Below are 15,889 nucleotides of genomic sequence, written 5' to 3'. Positions count from 1 at the left end.
GGGGTGCGGGCGGTCGGTCGGCCGGCCCGCGGCGCTCGTGGCGCGGCCCCACCCTTCCACCGCCCGCTGGACGCGGCACCCAGCGAGCCGTGGCCTCGTGACGCGGCGGCCGGGCGCGTCGCCTACGCGGCGGCGGTCGCACCCCGCTCCGCCACGTGCGCGGCGAGCACGTCGCGCACGCTCGTCCAGGTGTGCGTGCCGAACCGCTCGCGGTCCACGTGCAGCAGCTCGGCCTCGCCGCTGTACATGCTCACGAGGTACTGCATCCCCTGCCAGGCCGGGAACGTCTCCTGCTCGTCGCGGCCGACGCGTCGCATCGTCCTGGCCGCGGTCGAGAGGACGCCCGTGGTGCCGGCCCACTGGAGCTGGAACGTCGTGCCCGTGATCTCCGTCATGGTGCGCGCGATGTCGCGGGCCGTCACCCGGTCCCCCGCCACCTCGACCACGCGGGGCGCGTCGTCGTCGAGCGCGACGAGCGCCGTCACGCGGGCCGTGTCGTCCTTGGTGGTGAAGTCGAGCACCTGGTCGGCGGACGACCAGTAGAGGACGCGGTGCCGGTCGAACAGCACGATGGGCGCCTGCCCGGTGAGCATGTCGGCGAACGCACCGTTGAGCACCGAGGTGGCCCGGATGGGCGCGGCGTCGAGGTCGGCCGCGAACTCGCGCCGCAGCTCGAAGTTGCGGTTCGTGCCGGGCGTGACGCGGCGGTAGTCGGAGGAGTAGTCCGAGGGGATGAAGCGCGGCACGCCGGCCGCGACCGCCGCCGACAGGAGCGCGCGCTGCGCTCCCACGATCACCGCACGGGCGCCGCTGACGGCGGAGACGACGACGCGCGCGCCGGCGACCCCGCGGATCAGCGCGGCCCGGTCGGTGTAGGCCGCCTCGACGACCTCGACGCGCGGGTCGTCGCCCCACGTCTCGGCGGCGCCGGTGCTGCCGGGGCGGGTGAGGACGCGGACGCGGGCATCCTGCGCGAGGAGCTCGCGGACGATGCGGCGGCCGATGTCGCCGGTCGCGCCGGCGACGACGACGGGGCCGGATGCGGGTGCGGGGGAAGAGGTGGTCACGATGGTTCTCCGTCTCGGGGAGTGCGGCGCGCCGGTCGGCGCGAACGATGGGGGGCGGCGACGGGCTGCTCGAGGCCCACGATGGCCGACTGCTCCGCGGCGGGGCCGGCGGCCTCGCCGATGCCGACCGCGACGCGGGCGAGGAGGCGACGGAGGGCGACGCGCTCGTCGGGGTCGAGGTCCCGCATCAGGCCGTCCTCCACCTCGCCGAGGGCGACGCGCGCCGTCGCGAGCAGGGAGCGCCCGGCGTCGGTCGGCACGACCTGGCGGATCCGGCGGTCGCGCGGATGCAGCTGCCGCTCGACGTGCCCGCCCTCGGCGAGCGCGTCGATCACGTAGGTCATCTGCGTCTTGTCGATGCCGAGCCGCTGCGCGAGCGCGAGCTGCGACGACGGCTCCTCCGTGGTGATCGCGACGAGCACCTGGTAGCCGCGCGGCCCGCCCGGGACGTGCGCCACGGCGGCCTGCGCGGTGCGTACGAACCCCTGGTACACGGCCTGGATGGACCAGCCGAACTGCGTCTCGATGCCGCCGGAGCCCCAGTCGATGCCGGAGGCGTCGACGCCGGACGCGTCCACGTGGGCGTCGACGCCGGACGCGTCCACGTGGGCGTCGGCGCGGGTGTCGGCGTCGCTGCGGGAGGTCATGGTGAGAACGTATCGTCAGAAGACCGTCTCTCGCAACGACGATCTCCAAGACGTAAGGAATCGCGCTCGGCGCACGCGCGGACGACGGGGCCGATGCGTCCGGTCGTCCGCCGGATCAGCCCCCGAACGGGCGCAGCGACACCGACTCGAGCGTGCCGTCGCGGGTCTGATCGACCACGAGGCGCACGGCGCGCGCGACGGATGCGGGCTCGAGGTAGCGCGTCTCGTCGTACGCGCCGCCCTCCTTGGCGCGCAGCTCCCGCTGCATGTCGGTGGCGACGCGGCCCGGGTGCACGCTCGACACGCGCACGCCGTTCGGGCGCTCCTCCTCGCGGAGGGCGTCGCCGAGCGCGCGGAGGGCGAACTTGGATCCCGCGTAGACGCCGCCGGTGGGGTTCGCCGTGAAGCCGGATCCGGAGTTCACGAGCACGACCTGCCCCTTCGCCGCCCGGAGCGCGGGCAGGAGCACGCGTGTCACCTCGGCCACCGCGAACACGTTGACCTCGAACACGCGGCGCCACTCCTCCACCGGCGTCGCGTCGACCGCGTCGCCGCCGATCACGCCGGCCGAGTGCACGAGCACGTCGAGGCGGTCGAGCCCCGGCACGAGGTCGGTGAGGCCGCCCGCGGCGAGGTCGGCCGCCCAGCCGACGGCGTCGGTGAGGGAGGCGGCGAGCGCGTCGACGGCATCGCGGTCGCGGCCGTGCACGATCACGCGATGCGTGCGGGCGAGGTCTTCGGCGACGGCGCGGCCGATGCCGCGGGTGGCTCCCGTGACGAGGGCGACAGGGCGGGCGGTGTCGGTCATGGATCCTCCTGGGTCGCGGTCCTCCAGGCTACCGACGGCATCCGGCCATCCCGTCGGGGGTGCTCCGGGGCATGACGTAGCGTGAAGGGACCCGCCTCCGAGCGGCCCGCCGCCCGAGAGGATCCGCCCGTGCACGCCCGCTTCTCCGCCAGCCTCGAGGTGCTGCGCCAGGAGGCCCGCGACGAGCTGGACGCCGTGATCGAGCACCGTTGCCGGAACGGCGACGACCCGTGGGAGGTGATCCCGCAGCTGCCGACCGTGGACGAGCACGTGGTCGCGACGCTCCGGCAGGACGTGCTCGAGGCCGACGGGATGGCCGAGGAGCTGGCCCGCGTGCGCGATCCGTCGACCGAGCCCGGCGTGGTCGCGCGGTTCGAGTACCGGCTGCTGCGCGGGATCGCCATGGAGCACCCGGACCTCTCGCGCGCGGTGTGGACCCTCATCGGCCGCATGGAGCGCGACCTGCGCCGACGCTCCTGAAGCGGTGGCGAGAGCCGCATTCGCCCTCGGCGAACGGCTTGGCACTCCCCTGCGTCGAGTGCTAATCTCGCCGTAGTTGAGCCGAGGGGGCTCAACCCGCAGATCATCACCGCAGATCATCGTGAGGAGTCGAGCATGAACATGACCTTCGATCCGTTCCGCGAGCTGGACCGCGCCATGGGCGCCCTCGCCGAGACCCGCCAGGCGAACCGGCCCATGCCCATCGACCTGCACCGCGAGGGCGACACCTACGTGTTGGCCGCCGACCTCCCGGGCATCGACCCGGGCTCGGTCGACATCGACGTGGACGGCCAGCTGCTGACCATCCGCGCGGAGCGCACGCTCGCCGGCGACCAGAACGTGCGGTGGCTCACGCGCGAGCGCGTCGCCGGCACGTTCCTCCGCCAGCTGACGCTCGGCCAGGGCATCGACACCGAGCGCATCTCGGCGCACTACGCCAACGGCGTGCTGAGCGTCACCATCCCGGTGAGCGAGCGGGCGAAGCCGCGCAAGATCGCGGTCACGTCCGACGAGCAGCAGGGCCAGGGCCAGGACGGTCAGACGCTGCGCGTCGAGCAGGGCGCGCACGCCGCGAGCTGATCCGACCGGGCCGCGAGGCGCCCACACGACGAGGAGCCGTCGTCCGCAGCAGCGGGCGGCGGCTCCTCGCATGCGCGGGCCGGGTGGTCAGTCGATGCGCGGCCGGAGGCCCGCGTGGATGGCGAGCGGGTTCCGCAGCGAGCCGTGGATCTGCATCACCGGCGCCTGCAGATCGACCATCCGCCGGTTGTCGCGCAGCTGCAGGCGGTTGAGGCACGAGCGGTCGAACGACGGCGCGAAGAGGTCGAGGCGCGAGAAGCGCTCCGCGAGCTCCGGGTGCGCGCGCTCGTGGTCGGCGAGCGCCTCCGCGGCCACGCGCCACAGGCCATCGGGGCCGAGGTCGTCCCGGTCCTCGAGGAGCGCGGCGGCGAAGCGGAGGAAGCCGTCCATCACGTCGGTGAAGACCGTGAGGGTGCGCTCGTCCTCGGGGATCTCCATGCGGATCCGCCGCACGTCGTCCGGCAGCTCGCGCTCGGTGTCGAAGAGGGCGACCTCCTCGGCGATGTCCTTCATCAGCACGCGGACGACGACATGGTCGCGCAGCACGAGGATCACGTTCTCGCCGTGCGGCATGAACGCCAGGTCGTGCGCGATGAGCGCGTGCGCGAGCGGGACGAGGTACGCGTCGAGCCAGCGGCGCAGCCACGCGGCCGCGCCGATGCCGGATGCATCGATCAGCGCGCCGAGCACCGTGTCCCCGTGCGCGTCGACGTGCAGGAGGCTCGTCATGCTCATCAGCCGCTCGCCCTCGGCGAGGCCGGGCACGGGCGACTCACGCCAGAGCGCGGACAGCATCTTGCCGTGGGAGTGGCCGGGCGGCAGCGCGGCGTCGACCCGCTCGTCGCGCACGCCGACCGCGGCGACCTCGCGGAGGATCCCGAAGCCGAGCCGCGCGAACTCCGCATCGCCCGTGACGAGCGCGTGCACCCAGTCGTTGATCGCGGGGGTCACCGCCATGTACGCCGGCGAGAGGCCGCGCGTGAAGCCCATGTTGAGGATCGACAGCGAGGTCTTGACGTAGCAGCGCTCGGGGCTCGTGCGGTTGGCCCACGTGCGGATCGACTGCTGCGCGCCGTACTCGTCGTCGCCCGTGCCGAGGAGCACGATGTCCCTCCGCGCGACGAGACCCGCGAAGGTCACCGTGACCACGTTCTCCCACTGCCACGGGTGCACCGGCACGAGCACGCGCTCGGCGGGGTCGACGCCGAGCGCCTCCATGCGCGCGCGGAAGCGGGCACGGGCGGATCCGCCGAGCTCCGCGTCGAGGAACGCCTCCCGGTCGAGGCCGTCGATGGCGGTGAAGCGGGCGAGCCGCGCGTTCACGGCGAGCCAGAGGATCCGCACGTCGGCGCCCGCCTCGGGCGCGTACCGGTCGTGGTCGTCGAGGTCGAAGCCGATGCGGCCGTTGGTCGCGACGAAGCAGGGGTGGCCCTCGTCCATCGTCGACTCGACCTCAGCGTAGGACGCCGTGAGAAGGCCCCGCGCGTCGGGCACGTCGCGGAGGCGCGAGAACGCGGCGGCCGACAGCGTGCTCTGGATCTCGTCGAGGTAGACGGGCAGGACGTCGTCGGTGATCCCGAGCCGGTCGCGCAGGTCGAGCACGAGGTCGGTCGCGTCGAGCTCGGCGGGCAGGCCGTCGACCGTCCGGCGGACGCTCGCCTCGTCGACGTCCCAGTGGTCGAGCTCGAGGATCCGGGCGCGGTACTCGTAGCGGCTCCGGCCGTCGGCGCTCGCGACGCGGTACTCGGCCCAGCGCCTCGGGTCGTGCGGGCGGCGGGGCTCGCCGGGCGCCAGCTCCGGGTCCACGCGCTCCGGCGCGATGAGCAGCTCGTGCGCGAACTCGGCGAGCGCCTTGCGCACGAGGTGGCGGGTGGCGGCGGCCCAGACGTCGGGGCGGAGGTGCGCGGCGGGGTGGACGCGCGGATTTGGCTCGGAGGCCCTCGACGCGGCGGCGGGCCGGGTCTCGGGGTGCGCGTCGCGCGTGCGGTCGGGGGTCAGGGTCATGGCGGGTCCGTCCGTGGGGGTGGCGTGCAGAAGGGCGTCGTCGCGCGTGGCGACGCTGAGGAGCGCGTGCTTCGTGCCGAGGTCGACGACGCGGAGCGGCCGGAAGCCGACGAGCTCGTTGAGGCGCTGGATCCGGGTGTTGCGGACGTCGGGCTCGACGACGAGGCGCCGCACGGCCGGATCCCGGAGCAGGCGCGCGACGACGTGCCGCATCACGGCGGTCGTGAAGCCGGGCAGCGGATCGCCCGCGGGCGGGGCGACGAGCAGGTGCATGCCGCGGTCGCCCGGCAGCGGATCGAGGTGCGCGCCGATGGGGTCCTCGGCCGGGTCGTAGGCCTCGACGAGGAACGCGGGCGCGCCGTCGTGGAGGCCGATCCAGGCCTCGCGCCGCGGATCCGCCGCGATGGACGCGTACTCGGCCCGCACGTCGTCGAGCGTCGCGTGCTCCATCTGCCAGAAGCGGGCGCGCGGGGCCGTGACCCAGGAGTGGATGAGCGCGGCGTCGGCGTCCGGCTCGAGCGGGCGCAGGTCGAGCACGTAGGCGATGGACTCGGCGGGCGGCGTGGTGGCGGACGCCTCGAGGGCGGGCGCGCTCATGCGAGCACCCCCGATCCGGCCGCAGGCACGTCGTCGGGCAGCCCGAACTCCTGGAACGCGATCCGCTCCTCCACCGCGTAGTCCTCACGCCCCGTGATGGCACGCAGGATCCGCGAGTTGCGGTGCGCGGTCATGCCGAGGTCGGGCGCGACGAAGCCGTGCGTGTGCACCTCCGCGTTCTGCACGAAGAGCGTCCCGGCGTCGTCGACCGTGTGCTCGCGCGCCACGTCGAGGCGGCCGCGCGCGTCGCGGTGCACGCGGTCGCCGAGCCCGTCGAGGATCCGCGGCGCCGATGCGTCGTACCCGCTCGCCATGATCACCGCGCCCGTCGGCCAGTCGCGCTCGGCGCCCGTCTCCGCATGCCGCAGCCCGAGGACCGCGCCGCCGTCAGGCGTCGGCCGCGCCGACACGACCTCCGCGTTCGTCAGCAGCCGGGTCGGCACGCCGGATCCCGCGTCGCCGCCCGGCGCGAGCCGCCCCTCCGCCCGCAGCGCGTCGAAGGCGAGCCGCTTCCGGTAGAGCGTGTGGAAGATCTCGTCGATGAGCTCCGAGTCGATCCCCTTGTAGAGGTTCCGCTGCTCGCGCAGCAGCATGTCGCGGGCGTCGGCGGGCAGGCCGAAGAAGTGGTCGCTGTACTCGGGGCTCGTCATCTCCAGCGTCAGGCGCGTGTACTCGAGTGGGAAGAACCGCGGCGAGCGCGTGATCCAGTCGAGCCGGTAGCCGCGGGAGTCCACGTCCTCGAGGAGGTCGCGGTAGATCTCCGCCGCGCTCTGCCCGCTTCCGACCACCGTGATCGCGTCCCGCTCCTGCAGCGCGGCCTTCGCGCCGAGGTAGCCGGAGCTGTGCACGACACCCGGCAGGTCGCGCACGGCCTCGGGCAGCCAGGGCGGCGTGCCCACGCCGACCACGAGGTTCCGTCCGCGGTGCACGTGCGCGGTGCCCGCGGCGTCGACCGACTCGACGACGTACGCGCCGCTGGTCTCGTCGTAGCGGATCGCCCGCACGTCGCGGTCGAGCTCGATGCCGCGCGCCCGCTCCGCCGCCCACCGGCAGTACGCGACGTACTCGCTGCGCAGCACGAAGAAGTCCCCGCGGATGTAGAAGGAGTACAGCCGCCCGGTGTCCTTGAGGTAGGCGAGGAACGAGAAGCGCGAGGTCGGATCCGCGAGCGTCACGAGGTCGGCCAGGAACGGCGTCTGCAGGTGCGCGGTCGGCAGCATCATGCCGGGGTGCCAGTCGAATCGGGGCTTCCGCTCGAGCACGACGAGGTCGAGGTCGTCGAGCGGGTCGGCGAGGCAGGCGAGCCCGAGGTTCGCGGGGCCGAGGCCGATCACGACGACGTCGTGGATGCGGTCGGGGGCGGAAGCGGCGGCGCTCATCGGCCGGCCTCCGCGGCGGCAGGGGCATCCGAGCCCAGCCCGGCGTCGAGCGCGTCGCCCGCCGCCACCACCATCCGCAGGATCTCCGCGATGTGCGCGTCGGTGGTCGCGGGGTTGAGCAGCGTCAGCTTGAGGTGCGCGCGCCCGCCCACGCGGGTCGCGGCGACCATCGCGCGGCCCGAGTCCTGGATCGCCTGCCGGATGCCGCGGTTGACGGCGTCGGAGCGCGCCCCCGCGTCCGGCCCCGCGGATCCGTCCCGCTCCCCCGCCGGCACGTACCGGAACACGAGCGCGCTGATCTCGGGCCGCACCACCACCTCGAGCGCCGGGTCCCGCCGCAGCGCCGACCACGTGCGGTCGGCGAGCGCGATGACGTCGTCGAGCATCCGCCCCACCCCGTCGGCGCCCACCGTGCGCAACGTGAGCCAGAGCTTCAGCGCGTCGAAGCGCCGCGTGGTCTGCAGCGACTTGTCGACCTGGTTCGGGATCTCCTCGTGCGCGCGGTCCGCCGGGTTCAGGTAGTCGGCGTGCAGCGTCGCGTGCCGGAGCGTGCGGCCGTCGCGCACGAGCAGCGCGCTGGAGCTCACGGGCTGGAAGAAGGTCTTGTGGTAGTCGACGGTCACCGAGTCGGCGCGCTCGATGCCGTCGAGCAGGTGCCGGTGCCGGAGCGAGGTGAGCAGGCCGCCGCCGTACGCGGCGTCGACGTGGAGCCAGATCCCCTCGCGCCGGCAGACGTTCCCGATCGCGGGGAGCGGGTCGACGCTGCCGAAGTCGGTGGTGCCGGCGGTCGCCACGACGGCGACGGGCAGGAGGCCCGCCGCGTAGCAGCGCGCGAGCTCCCGCTCGAGGGCGTCGACCCGCATCCGCTTGGCGTCGTCGCTCGGCACGCGGACGACCGCGTCGGGGGCGAGGCCGAGGATCCGCGAGCTCTTCTCGACGCTGAAGTGCCCGACGTCGCTGACGAGGATGCGCATCCGCTGCCGGTCGCCGGGTGCGAGTCCGTGCACGGCCGCCGCCTCGTCGCGGGCGAGCAGCAGCGCCTGGAGGTTCGACTGGCTGCCGCCGCTCGTGAACACGCCGTCCGCTTCGTCGCCGAGGCCGGCGCGGCCCGCGGTCCAGTCGATGAGGGCACGCTCGATGAGGGTCGCGCCCGCGCTCTGGTCCCAGGTGTCCATCGACGTGTTGACGCTCGAGAGGATGAGTTCGCCCGCGATGGCCGGGATGAGGATCGGGCAGTTGAGGTGCGCGACGTACGACGGGTCGTGGAACCACACCGCGTCGCGGAGGTACAGGTCGTCGAGCTCGTCGAGGGCGTCGTCGAGGCCGCCGAGCGGGCGGTCGAGGTCGAGCCCGGCGAAGGATCCGCGGAGCCGGTCGGGCGTGATGCCGGTGAACGGCCCGTCGGCGCGGCGGGCGGCGGCGCGGACGTAAGCCGCGGCCGACCGGAGGGCGGCGTCCCAGCCGGCGAGGGAGCGGTTGGAGAAGAGCTCGGCGGCGGGATCCGCCTCGGCCGTGAGCGGGTCTTCGCGGGGGTCGTCGAGCGTCGGATCGGACGGGTGGGCGGCGTGCGGGGAGAGGGTCATGGGTCCTTCGTCGGTTCGATGGGGAGCCGTGTCCGGGTCACGAGCACCGTGCGCGGTTAGGTAAGGCTCACCTAATATGAAGGTGCTCGGCCGGGAACGCAACCCGGCCGACGACGACTCGCGGGGACCCTCCGCGAGGCATTCTCGCGACCCCGATTCGGGGGCGTCGAGCACACGTCTCCCGCAGTCCCGACGCTCGTAGGGTGGGGAGCATGAGCGACCGCGACGAGCAGGCAGACGGCATCCGCACCGGGCGCGGCCCCGGGGATCCTGACGGGCTGGTGAGCGTGGACGACGTGGTCGGCGACGACGGCTCCCCCGCCGGCGTCGGCGACGCGGTCCGCGCACCCGACGGCACCGGCTACGGGCACGCGGAGGAGGACACCCCCGAGGTCGAGGACGCGGATCCCGCGAGCGCCGCCTACCCGGCGGTCCCCGACAACCGCGCGGTCACCGCGTCCGACTCCCACATGAGCGCGCCCGCCGACGACGCATCCGGGCACGTCGACCCCGAGGGCCGCTGACGTGACGGATCCCCACATCCCCGACGCCCCGCGTCACCCGCTCGCCGAGCCCGCGCCCATCGACGCCGACTCGGTCGCGGAGGAGGCGGAGGCCGCCGAGGAGGATGCGCGCGAGGACACCCCCGACCCGTTCGGCGAGGGTCCCGACGACCAGTGATCCACCCCGGGAGGCGCCGTCACGACGGGCTCCGGGCACTGCACATGCGCGTTGCCTGAACGCCGCCACACGCTGCTGGAGGCCGAGCGTAGCGTCGGACGCATGGACACCGACGACCCGCGCCTCCAGCCCGCGGACACCTCAGACACCAACCAGGACAAGGACTTCATCTCTCCCAGCGAGGACGACACGCGCGTCAAGCAGGAGCAGCAGATCACCGAGAGCGAGGGCGTCTCCGACGACGTCCCCGCCGCCGCGGACGACGTGCAGGTGCTCCCCGGATCGGGAGGCCCCGACGACGTGGGCGAGATCGACGTGGATCCCGCCGAGCTCAACCTCAGCGGCGACTCGATCCCCGGCCACCCCAAGCCCGAGGCCGGTGAGTGACCGTGACCGACGCCACCATCACCCCGTCGGACGACTCCACGGGGGATGACACCGCCCTCGACACCGAGGCCCTCGCGAACGAGACCGTGACCAACGACGCGGTCGCCGGCGAGACCGTGCTGCCCGACACCGACGAGCCCGTCGAGGAGCCGGACGACGACGCCGTCATGGGCGCCGACGCCGAGCCCACCGCCGACGCCCTCGGCGTCGACGGCGAGGCCGAGCCCGTGCTCGCCGACAACGAGCTCGCCGGCCAGGACATCGACCTGGACGACACCCCGCCCGCCTGATCCACTCCCCCATTTCCCGCACGCCGACCACAGCACCAGGAGACACATGAGCACCGACCAGTACACGTTCCAGGACCCGACCAAGATGTACGCGGGCATCGACCCGACCGCGCAGCAGCAGGACGGTCCCGGCCTCGACGCCGACCTGGACGAGACCGCGGACCGCAGCGAGAAGACCTACCGCGGATCCAACCGCCTCGAGGGACGCAAGGCCCTCATCACCGGCGCCGACTCCGGCATCGGCGCGGCCGTCGCCATCGCCTACGCCCGCGAGGGCGCGGACGTCGCGCTCTCCTACCTGCCCGAGGAGGAGGAGGACGCGAAGAAGGTCGTCGCCCTCATCGAGGAGGCCGGCCGGAAGGCCGTCGCGATCCCCGGCGACATCTCGACCGCGGAGTTCAGCCGCGAGCTCGTCGCGAAGGCGGTCGAGGGCCTCGGCGGACTCGACATCCTCGTCAACAACGCGGGCAAGCAGCAGAACGTCGACGCGCTCGAGGACATCTCGGACGAGGAGTTCGACCTGACCTTCAAGACCAACGTCTACGCGATGTTCTGGATCACGAAGGCCGCCCTGCCGCACCTCAAGCCCGGCTCGTCGATCATCAACACGTCGTCGATCCAGGCCTACGCGCCGTCGCCGAACCTCGTGCACTACGCCACGACCAAGGCCTCCATCAACGCGTTCTCGAAGGGCCTCGCCGGCCAGCTGGCGCCCAAGGGGATCCGCGTGAACGTCGTCGCGCCCGGCCCGATCTGGACGCCGCTGCAGACCGCGGGCGGCCAGCCCGAGGACGCACTGCCCGAGTTCGGCGAGGACACCCCCCTCGGCCGCGCCGGCCAGCCCGCGGAGCTCGCGCCCGCCTACGTGTTCCTCGCCTCCAACGAGTCGAGCTACGTCATAGGCGAGACGCTGAACGTCAACGGCGGCATGCCGACGCCGTAGCGGAGCGGCGTCCGGCGGCCGCCGGACGCGAGCGCACGAAGGCCGGAGGGGATCACCCCTCCGGCCCTCCGTCGTCGCGGGCGACCGCCTCGACGGTCCGACGCCGTCGGCGCGGATCAGGAGAAGAGCGCGCGCACGTGCCGGGACGACAGCATGGCGAGCCCGCACAGGGCCTCGCCCGTCCCCGCGACCACGAGGATGACCCGCATCGCCTCCTCCTGTCCGAGCGGCGCCAGCAGCGTGATGAGGCCGCCGCCCCCCCCCCCCAGGACCGCCAACGGGTAGGGCCCTTGGCCGAGCAGGCGCGCGCCGCCGAGGATGGAGCCCTGCTGCGCCGGCGGCGCGGACTCCTGCCAGACGGCGGCGAGCGGCGCGCCCTGCAGCTGGATCGACGCGTTCCGCACGAACCCGGCTGCCACGACGAGTGCGAGGACGTCCGTGACGCCGAGCGACGCGCGGCCGACGAGCCCCAGCACGAGCGGCATGCCCGTGATCGCGACGAGGCGCGGGATCCTGTCGCCGCGTCACCCGGCCAGGGCGGCCCCCGCGACGAGCCCGACCGCGGCGCTCACGTTGTAGGCGGCGAGCCCCGACGCGGATCCCCACCGGCGGTCGGCGAGCAGGATCACGTACGCGGTCGTGGCCGTGACACCCAGCCCGTTGAAGAGGTTGAGCCCCGCGAAGCCGATCTGCATCTCGCGGATGCCCCGGTGGCGGAGGATCCAGGCGAGGCCGTCGCGCGCCCCGGGGAACGGGTTGGCACGCCGGGGCCCGGCGAGGGGCGGCGCATCCCACCGGACGACGAGGAGCGCCGCGACGCAGCCGAGCGACGTGAGCCCGTCCACCACGTACACGTACGCCGGGGCGACGGTGGCGTACAACGCGGCGCCCACGACGGGGGCGACGATGACGGGCGCGCGCTGCAGGAGCGTCGTGACGCCGTTGATGCGGGTCAGATCCGCGTCCTGCCTCATGCGCCGGATGCTGGCCGTGAGGGTCAGCGTGAGCATGCTCGCCGCGATGGCGGAGACCAGCACGAGCGGGTACACGAGCCCGAGGAGGCGCCCGGGGCCGATCAGCGACACCGTCGCCATGACGGCCGAGGCGGTCGCGAGCACCACGTTGGCGAGGATCGCGGCCCGGCGGTGCCCGATGCGGTCGGCGAACGCGCCCGCGAGCGGGGCGAGGTAGATGTTGCCCGCCGAGGACATGACAGTGAGCACCGCGAGGGCGACGGCGCTGCCGGTGTCGCGGAACACCTCGAGGGTGAGGACGAAGGACGCCGAACTCGCACCGAGCGTGGAGACCGACTGCGCGCCCCAGAGCAGGAGGAAGCCGCGGGACGCGCTGAGCCGCGACCACCCGCCCGAGGCGGCGGGGCGCGGGGAGGTCCGGTTCGGATCGTCCGCCTCCGAATCGTCCACGGACGCGCTCGACCCCGGTCCCCTCGTCGCCATCCGACCGAGGATAGGGTCGGCGAGCAGGCTCGACCGGTGTCGCCCACAGGTGGAGGCAGCGGCAGGTCGTGCGGAGGCGGAATAGGGTCGGGAGATGTCCGGCACCCCGGCCCGCATCGGCGGGAACGTCCTCGCGGGGCTCGTCTCCGCCGTCCGCCTCGCTCGACGCCCGCGACCCCTGCATCCGCACGGCGTCGCCCTCGCCGGGACGCTGACGCCCGTCGCCGGCCGCGCCGCCTCCGGGCTCGCGGGGCTCGACGGGCTCGACGCGCCACTCGAAGTCGACGCCCGCTTCTCGCGCGGTGGCGGCCTCCCCGCGGCGCTGCCGGACGTGCTCGGGCTGGCGCTGCGGATCCCGGACAGCGGCGGGACCACGGTCGACGTGCTGCTCGCATCCACCGGTCTCTCGCCTGCCGGGCGCTTCCTGCTCGCGCCGCATCGGTCCGTCTCGGGCGCGTGCCTGTCGACGCTCATGCCGTACCGCGGATCCGCGGGGCCGGTGCTGCTCGGCGTGCTGGTGGACGCGGATCCGCCGCTGCCGGCCGGTGCCGACGACCTCGGGCGCGCGCTCGCGACGCGGCCGGTGCGCATGCGCCTCGTGCACGCGACGCCGCGCGGGCTCTGGCACGTCGCCGCGCGGATCGAGCTGGCGCACGACTCCGCCGGGCCGCTCGACACGGCGACGCGCGCGGATCCCGTGCTCGCCGCACCGCCCGGCGACACCACGTACCCCTGGACGCGTCGGCTCCGCTCCCCCGGCTACCGGATCGCGCGGCACGGCCGGCCGGTCGCCTCCCGGCACGTCGCGCACGACCCCGACGCCTGACGCGCGCCTCCACCGGGACGCCCGCGCCCTTGTCGCGGGCGTCGCGCAGGCGTTGCCTGGGAGGAGAGCGTCGAATGCGGCGCCGGAACCGGCAGGAGATCCCATGAGGGAGCTGAAGCTCGTCGCGGCCATCGCGAGGATCGAGGACGCGAAGGCGCTGGATCCGATCGTGGATCGCGTGAAGGGCGTCGTCACCGCGCTGCTCAAGCCGCGGGCGCTGGCCGACCTGCTGCACGGCGTGCCGTTCGGCCACCCGCTGCACCCGGTCGCCGTCCTGATCCCCACCGGTGCGTGGGTCTCCTCGGCGGTACTGGACTTCCTGCCCGGCAACGACAAGGCCAGCAGGGCGCTGGTCGGCGTCGGCGTGCTGAGCGCAGCGCCCTCCATCGTCTCCGGCTATGCCGACTGGTCGCAGCTGCACGAGCAGCAGATGCGCGTCGGCATCGTGCACTCCGCGGCCAACGCGCTCGCGACGGGCCTCTACGGCCTCTCCTGGATCCAGCGCACCCGCGGCAAGCACACCAGCGGCAAGGTCCTCGGGCTCGCGGGTCTCGGCCTCGTCTCGGCGGGCGGCTTCCTCGGCGGCCACCTCGCCTACCGCCAGGCGGCGGGCGCCAACCACGCCGAGGACGTGCCACACCGGTTCCCCGCGGGTTGGCAGGAGCTAGGCCACCTCGCCGAGCTGCCCGACGGCCGCCTCGCGAAGCGCGACGTCGCCGGCCTCCCGCTCCTCGTCCGCCGCAACGGCATGACGGTGGATGCGCTGAGCAACACCTGCAGCCACCTCTCAGCGCCGCTCGACGAGGGCGAGCTGGGCACCGATCCGAAGACGGGCGAGGCGTGCGTCACCTGCCCGTGGCACGACAGCGTCTTCAGCCTGAAGAGCGGTGAGGTGATCCACGGCCCCGCCACCGCGCCGCAGCCGCGCTTCGAGACGCGCGTCACCGCCGGGCTCGTGGAGGTGCGGCTGCCCGACGCCGGATAGGCAGCACCCGCGGGGTCGGGATATCCGAGCCTGCGCACGACGACGCGGCGCAGGAGAAGCCCCGTGCTCCGGATACGAGCCTGTTCGATCGTGCCGCGGGGGGTTGCGCGCACGCGTTACCGTGTGATGTCCCGCCGCGGTGCGCTCGTGCTGCGGCTCGCCACCTCGCACGGCCCGCCCCGCGCACCGGATCGGATGGAGACACGCTCATGCTCGGAACCCGCAGGGAGGATGCGTACACGATCATCGATGCCGAAGCCGGCGTGTTCCTCGTCCGCGGAGCTCATGTCAACTGGACGATCCTCACGGAGGGTTCGGCGATGACCCTGGTGGATGCGGGATACCCGCGCGACGCGGACGCCGTCCTCGCCAGCCTCGCGGAGATCACGGCACGCACCGGCGCGGGAGACCTCGAGGCCGTCCTCATCACGCACGCGCACACGGATCACATCGGCGGCCTGGAACGGATCCTCGCGGCCGTGCCGAATGAGCCCCGCGTCCTCTGTTCCGCCGAGGAGCGGGCCCACGTCCGACGCGAAGTCGTCCAGCAGGTGACCCTGCAGACGGCGTTGCGCCACGCGTACGATCCGCGGGTTCTCGCGTGGCTCGTTGCGGCGGTCCGGCACGGCGGGCTCGAGGAGGTGGGGTACGCCGATGTCGAGGACTTCGCCCTCGACGCTCCCCTGGACGTTCCCGGGCGTCCGGTGCCGATCGCCACCCCCGGCCACACGACCGGGCACTCGAGCTTCGTGCTCGAGCACGTCGGGGCCCTCATCACGGGCGACGCGCTCGTCACCGGGCACGCGACCTCGCGGATCACGGGCCCCCAACCGTTGCACGACATGTTCCATGCCGACACCGTCGCGAGCCGCTCGACCTTCGAGCGGCTCGCGGCCTGGCCGCGGCCGGTCCGGTTCCTCCCCGGTCACGGTCCGCTGGCGGCCTCTCCATCAGCCTGACCCCGGCGGTGGAGCAGCGCTACCTCGGCGCGGATGAGCCCGGACCGCGGGGACCTGGCGGCGGACGCCGCGGACAGGGCCGCGATGATCGCCTGTCGCCAGCCCCGGCGCGGCGCAGCGCGGCAGCACCTCCCGCGGATCGCGACTCCGCGGCGCATCCGAGACCGCAGCGAACCGACCCGACGCGTGTCCTCAC

Annotated in this window: 18 protein-coding genes; 10 read left to right on the top strand and 8 right to left on the bottom strand. The window is 73.9% G+C overall.

Annotation, left to right across the window (positions count from 1 at the left end; genetic code table 11):
* Positions 1-122 precede the first annotated feature (122 nt).
* From CMS_RS05640 to CMS_RS05630, 3 genes are all read right to left on the bottom strand, one after another.
* Positions 123-1,067 (bottom strand): NmrA family NAD(P)-binding protein, encoded by a 945-nt coding sequence (locus CMS_RS05640; protein WP_012298539.1) that lies wholly within the window; start codon positions 1,065-1,067, stop codon positions 123-125.
* Complete coding sequence (locus tag CMS_RS05635; RefSeq protein ID WP_012298538.1) at positions 1,064-1,714, bottom strand: MarR family winged helix-turn-helix transcriptional regulator; 651 nt, start codon at positions 1,712-1,714, stop codon at positions 1,064-1,066. Before CMS_RS05635 ends, CMS_RS05640 begins: the two co-directional genes overlap by 4 nt.
* A gap of 115 nt (positions 1,715-1,829) precedes the next feature.
* On the bottom strand, positions 1,830-2,522 hold the full coding sequence (locus tag CMS_RS05630) for an SDR family oxidoreductase (RefSeq protein WP_012298537.1): 693 nt from the start codon (positions 2,520-2,522) through the stop codon (positions 1,830-1,832).
* Positions 2,523-2,651: 129 nt separating this feature from the next.
* Between CMS_RS05630 and CMS_RS05625 the strand changes: the two genes are divergently transcribed.
* Positions 2,652-3,002 (top strand): hypothetical protein, encoded by a 351-nt coding sequence (locus CMS_RS05625; protein WP_041464454.1) that lies wholly within the window; start codon positions 2,652-2,654, stop codon positions 3,000-3,002.
* Positions 3,003-3,137: 135 nt separating this feature from the next.
* Positions 3,138-3,602, top strand: coding sequence for an Hsp20/alpha crystallin family protein (locus CMS_RS05620; protein ID WP_012298535.1), 465 nt, complete (start codon positions 3,138-3,140; stop codon positions 3,600-3,602).
* Between the two features lie 87 nt (positions 3,603-3,689).
* On the opposite strand, the gene CMS_RS05615 is transcribed toward CMS_RS05620, so the two are convergent.
* The 3 genes from CMS_RS05615 to CMS_RS05605 are packed head-to-tail and all read right to left on the bottom strand — an operon-like array spanning position 3,690 to position 9,165.
* A complete protein-coding gene (locus CMS_RS05615; protein ID WP_012298534.1) occupies positions 3,690-6,203 on the bottom strand; it encodes a GNAT family N-acetyltransferase in 2,514 nt (837 codons plus the stop codon).
* Positions 6,200-7,582, bottom strand: coding sequence for a lysine N(6)-hydroxylase/L-ornithine N(5)-oxygenase family protein (locus CMS_RS05610; RefSeq protein ID WP_012298533.1), 1,383 nt, complete (start codon positions 7,580-7,582; stop codon positions 6,200-6,202). The genes CMS_RS05615 and CMS_RS05610 overlap by 4 nt, the downstream gene beginning before the upstream one ends.
* The gene (locus CMS_RS05605) at positions 7,579-9,165 is read right to left on the bottom strand and encodes a pyridoxal phosphate-dependent decarboxylase family protein (RefSeq protein WP_012298532.1); all 1,587 of its coding nucleotides are present in this window, start codon (positions 9,163-9,165) and stop codon (positions 7,579-7,581) included. The genes CMS_RS05610 and CMS_RS05605 overlap by 4 nt, the downstream gene beginning before the upstream one ends.
* A 212-nt stretch (positions 9,166-9,377) precedes the next feature.
* Between CMS_RS05605 and CMS_RS05600 the strand changes: the two genes are divergently transcribed.
* The 5 genes from CMS_RS05600 (at position 9,378) to CMS_RS05585 (ending at position 11,466) form a co-directional block, all read left to right on the top strand.
* Complete coding sequence (locus tag CMS_RS05600; protein WP_041464453.1) at positions 9,378-9,689, top strand: hypothetical protein; 312 nt, start codon at positions 9,378-9,380, stop codon at positions 9,687-9,689.
* 1 nt (position 9,690) lies between these two features.
* The gene (locus CMS_RS17465; RefSeq protein WP_012298530.1) at positions 9,691-9,846 is read left to right on the top strand and encodes a hypothetical protein; all 156 of its coding nucleotides are present in this window, start codon (positions 9,691-9,693) and stop codon (positions 9,844-9,846) included.
* Positions 9,847-9,948: 102 nt separating this feature from the next.
* Entirely contained in the window at positions 9,949-10,233 is a 285-nt protein-coding gene (locus tag CMS_RS05595; protein WP_041464452.1) for a hypothetical protein, read from the top strand.
* Between the two features lie 2 nt (positions 10,234-10,235).
* On the top strand, positions 10,236-10,523 hold the full coding sequence (locus tag CMS_RS05590) for a hypothetical protein (RefSeq protein WP_223842734.1): 288 nt from the start codon (positions 10,236-10,238) through the stop codon (positions 10,521-10,523).
* Between the two features lie 46 nt (positions 10,524-10,569).
* Positions 10,570-11,466 (top strand): glucose 1-dehydrogenase, encoded by an 897-nt coding sequence (locus tag CMS_RS05585; protein ID WP_012298527.1) that lies wholly within the window; start codon positions 10,570-10,572, stop codon positions 11,464-11,466.
* A gap of 116 nt (positions 11,467-11,582) precedes the next feature.
* On the opposite strand, the gene CMS_RS17790 is transcribed toward CMS_RS05585, so the two are convergent.
* Both CMS_RS17790 and CMS_RS05580 read right to left on the bottom strand, forming a co-directional pair.
* Positions 11,583-11,951, bottom strand: a complete 369-nt coding sequence (locus CMS_RS17790; protein ID WP_012298526.1) for a hypothetical protein — start codon at positions 11,949-11,951, stop codon at positions 11,583-11,585.
* Between the two features lie 39 nt (positions 11,952-11,990).
* Positions 11,991-12,890 (bottom strand): MFS transporter, encoded by a 900-nt coding sequence (locus CMS_RS05580; protein ID WP_012298525.1) that lies wholly within the window; start codon positions 12,888-12,890, stop codon positions 11,991-11,993.
* A gap of 127 nt (positions 12,891-13,017) precedes the next feature.
* Between CMS_RS05580 and CMS_RS05575 the strand changes: the two genes are divergently transcribed.
* The 3 genes from CMS_RS05575 to CMS_RS05565 all read left to right on the top strand — a co-directional run bounded on the left by CMS_RS05575 (position 13,018) and on the right by CMS_RS05565 (position 15,693).
* On the top strand, positions 13,018-13,749 hold the full coding sequence (locus CMS_RS05575; protein ID WP_012298524.1) for a hypothetical protein: 732 nt from the start codon (positions 13,018-13,020) through the stop codon (positions 13,747-13,749).
* 103 nt (positions 13,750-13,852) lie between these two features.
* Positions 13,853-14,734, top strand: coding sequence for a Rieske 2Fe-2S domain-containing protein (locus CMS_RS05570; protein WP_041464451.1), 882 nt, complete (start codon positions 13,853-13,855; stop codon positions 14,732-14,734).
* Between the two features lie 209 nt (positions 14,735-14,943).
* Complete coding sequence (locus CMS_RS05565) at positions 14,944-15,693, top strand: MBL fold metallo-hydrolase (RefSeq protein WP_012298522.1); 750 nt, start codon at positions 14,944-14,946, stop codon at positions 15,691-15,693.
* Positions 15,694-15,889 lie beyond the last annotated feature (196 nt).

This window comes from Clavibacter sepedonicus (assembly GCF_000069225.1).
Taxonomy (GTDB): Bacteria; Actinomycetota; Actinomycetes; order Actinomycetales; family Microbacteriaceae; genus Clavibacter; species Clavibacter sepedonicus.
This window is presented reverse-complemented; position numbering and strand designations above follow the sequence as displayed.